Consider the following 3,672-nt stretch of genomic DNA (forward strand, 5'->3'; position numbering starts at 1 on the left):
CCTCAACCACCGGTGGCGGACTCCACCCCTCACGGGCAGATTCGTGTCCGCCACTGGGCAGTTCTTACTGGCCACCTACGGGCACTTCTCATGTCCGCCTACGGGCAGTTCCAACTGTCCATTGACATGCAGTCGAAGCCGCCGCAGATACACCATCGGCGAGGGGTGGCCGGACCTCTCGAACGATCGCTGAAGTGGTCGCGCGCTGACCCCCGTCGCTCGTGCCAGTTCGGCCGTACTCCAGGGCTTCTGTGGATGAGCATGCATCAGGTCGATCGCCCGCTTCGCCACCGCTGCACTGGCTGGCCCCTCACGTCCACTCAGCGCTTCAGTGTAGTTGTGAGGCTGTATCTGCAATAGCCCCTGAATCAGCAGAAGTTGCAGGTTTCCCACGGCGAGCTGATGGTTCAGAAGGCCCCCCGGCTGCCAGGCTTGCCGCGCCAAGAGCCGCAACAAGTAGTACCAATCGCATTCGGCGGCGGTATTCAGATTGAGCCGCCGATCGAACGTAATCCGTTTGCGCACTGGCTTGTTGAGCATTGCTTCGAGCTGCCATCGCATCTGTGATTCGGAAATCTTGACGCAGATTTGGTGACAGTCGGCGGACCAGTCCAGCAGGCACGGCGCACCCGGTGAGAACAGGGCGGCGGCCCCGGTCGTCGTGTGGACAGACTCGCCGTCACGCCAGCGATTCACCGCCGAGCCTGATAGCGGTACATCGATGTAGTAGGCGGTGACCTCATCAGCGCGGATCTCGATATCTACGCCGAACCCAACCTGGCCGACGGTCACCATGGGAAGCTGCAGCGCTTTCATCTGCATTTTCACCGCGGTGGTACCGGTCGGAGCCAGCTCGGCGGCCACATAGAAACGACCCACCACGTCGGTCGCCTCGTCGACGTCAGTTGTCCGAACCTCAGCTGCCTGATTGACGGGCGCCTGGCAGAATCTGTTGCTCCCAGCGTGCATTGCGCGATCGGCGGCTGCCGCTCACCTGACGACGATGCTATCGCCGGCCTGCCCCACCGGTGTGTCGATCTGGGCTTGGCTAGGACAGTCGTCTACCGACGCATGTCGGATTGCGGAACTGTCGTCCCCGCCTCCACGAGCAACCTCTACAAGCATTCAGTGTGTTCGGTCGTCCGACTCATTCACAGTGATCTTGTTCGTCGTCGTGCTTTGTTCCTTCGGCACGTAGACCCTGAGCAGCCCATATGCCAACGACGCTTCGATCTCGCCGATTCGCAGATCGCCGGGCAGCGTGACTCGGAACTCGAACTCACCGATCCGCCGGGTGCGCCGACGGAACAGGCCCTCACGCTTGCGTTCCTTCACCTCGCCGGTAACCACGAGCTCGTTGCCGTTCATCGAGACATCGAGGTCTTCGCGGCGCACCCCTGGGAGCTCGATCTCGACGATGTAAGCGCTGTCGGTCTCGATGATGTCGGCGGCTGGCGACCAGGCGCCCTCGCCCTCCCGTCCACCGAACATCGACTGCGCCAGCCGGTCCATCTCGGTGTAGAGATTCTCGAGCTCGCGGATCGGACGCCATCTCTGTGCTTGGCCAGCCGATCGCTGCATCGACAAAGTCATGTTGGTTCCCTCTCTGTCGCTCGCCGTTGTGGTGCAAGGATCTCGCAGCAGTGCGGTCGAACGCCTCGCGCCGTCGAGACGATTTCCGCTCTGTGGCTTCGTGCGCTGGGGTCGGATCCAATCAGTCCGCCGGTTGATCCTCACGGCGTTGCGGAGTGAGGAAGCGCCACACGCGCGTCGCAGCCTGCAAGTTGAAGCGGGAGTCGACATCGCGCAGGTCGAAGCCCGTGAGATCCGCGATCCGGCCGAGCCGGTACCGCAACGTGCTGCGGTGAACGTGCAGAGCGGCCGCGGATTCATCGTAATTTCCGCCGCATTCGAGGTACTGGATCAAGGTGTGTACCAGGTCGGAGCCCTTTTCGGCGTCGTAGTCGATCAGCGCCCCCAACCATTCGCGCACGTACTCGTCAGCGACGCGGGCAGAATGTGCCGCATCCACCAGGTGATAGAAGCCGAGGTCGTCGTAGTCCGACGCACCGTGGGGATTGGCCGAGTTCAACCGGATGCTCGCCGCGCGGCGAGCCCTGAGGTACGACTGTGGAATATCTCTGGGCGCCTCGCAGAGTGATCCGATACCGATTGCACTCGCCAGGTGGCCGAGTTGTCGGCTGACCTCTTTGTGTAGGGCGGTGCCATCAGGATGGCGGTCGACGAGAACGACAATGAAACCCTCCTGTTGACCAACCAAGAAGTCGAGATGCAGGTTGGCCGCGGCATGGCTCACGGCGCGGATATCGGTCTTGCCGGCGCCGTGCCCGGAGTGGATGACCACGACGTAGTGCGGACGGCGTAGGTCGAAGCCCATCGCCTCAGCGCGCGCGTAGACCCCGTTCGCGTCGGTACCTGCGAGCAGGTCGTCAACCAGTTCCCGCCGCAGATTCACCTGCATTTCAGCGAGGCTCCGCTGATGCGAAAGCTCCAGTCCCAGCAGTCTGCTGCCATATCGGAGGGCGAACAGCTGGTCCTCGTCGACTGCGTCGCCAGCGTCGACGAGCGCCACGACACCGAGAATTTCGGCGCGCGACTGTATCAGGACGCATACGCGGTTCCCCGTGCGCACAGGCCCGGGCTGTACGGACAACAAGCGCAGAAGCTGGTCCCGCTGACTGGGCCGGGGTTTCAGGTAGCGCAGTGGTCGCCCAGGTCCAGACCACGCGAGGAGGTTGCCGAATTTGTCTTCGACGCTGACCGAGTAACCCGTCAATCGATGAAGCGATTCGACGACTCCGTCTGCGCCTGTACCCGCCGCGAGGGCCGCCTCCAGCAACTCATGTGTGAGCGTGCGGGCCTTAAACCGGCGCACCGCGCCTTCCAGCTCCTCGTTGGCCTTCGCGAGTTCGCGAACCCGGCGTAAGTCACGCGAGTGCAGTTCAGCGCATGCCAAGGCAGCACCTGCCCGTTGCGCGAGTACGTTCAACAGCAACACGTGATTTGTCGTGGGCGGTGCGGCGGTAGCCCCCAGCACGAGGCATCCGTGGACAACATCCCGGTGAGTCAATGGAAACGCCTGGAGCCAGTCGCGATGTGGGAGCTCGATTCGCCCTTTCCAGCTCGACTGCAGGAGTGCCTCTGTCAGTTCCGGGCGCTCGGACTGTGTAGGCGGGCACAGCGTCATCAAGTCGTCGACAGCGCGATAGCTTGCCTCGACCCGGCATGGGCACAAGGTCTCGGCGACGCGCCCCGCCGTCATCAGAATTTCCCTCGGATCCAGCGAAGAGAAGTCAAGCCGCGCCAGCGCGGCCAAGCCTGCTGCTTCGGAATCGTCCACTAACGTCGAATGATCATCCATGTCGATACGGGCGACCGGTCATCCCTATGTCTCTCGAGCAAGCGCCCTGGAACGACGACCGGCCGGAGCCGTCCACCTCCCTTCGTGCCGGGACAGCTGACTGTACTCCACCACCCTGGTCAGCGGGAGCAATGATCAATACCTGTGGATGAGGCTCGGCGACGTGGCCTGAAAGTGGGCGCACCTTCCCGAGGATGATCATCACGGAATCAGGTATTCGATCAAGACCGGCGTTGGCGCGCTGGTTGGGAAGGTACGCCCATGCTCACCGTAGTTCACGATGCCGAGGA

General features: G+C 62.7%; 3 protein-coding genes. All 3 read right to left on the reverse strand.

The genetic code is table 11. The features are described from left to right. Positions 1-75: 75 nt before the first annotated feature. Positions 76-882: a cupin domain-containing protein gene (locus ACXMYJ_RS28770; protein WP_460359505.1), complete on the reverse strand. Its 807-nt coding sequence runs from the start codon at positions 880-882 to the stop codon at positions 76-78. Positions 883-1,125: 243 nt separating this feature from the next. After that, on the reverse strand, positions 1,126-1,512 hold the full coding sequence (locus tag ACXMYJ_RS28775) for an Hsp20/alpha crystallin family protein (RefSeq protein WP_443189490.1): 387 nt from the start codon (positions 1,510-1,512) through the stop codon (positions 1,126-1,128). 202 nt (positions 1,513-1,714) lie between these two features. Further along, positions 1,715-3,382, reverse strand: coding sequence for a PucR family transcriptional regulator (locus ACXMYJ_RS28780; protein ID WP_443189491.1), 1,668 nt, complete (start codon positions 3,380-3,382; stop codon positions 1,715-1,717). Between the last annotated feature and the right edge of the window lie 290 nt (positions 3,383-3,672).

It is taken from the genome of Mycobacterium sp. ZZG, from assembly GCF_054786995.1.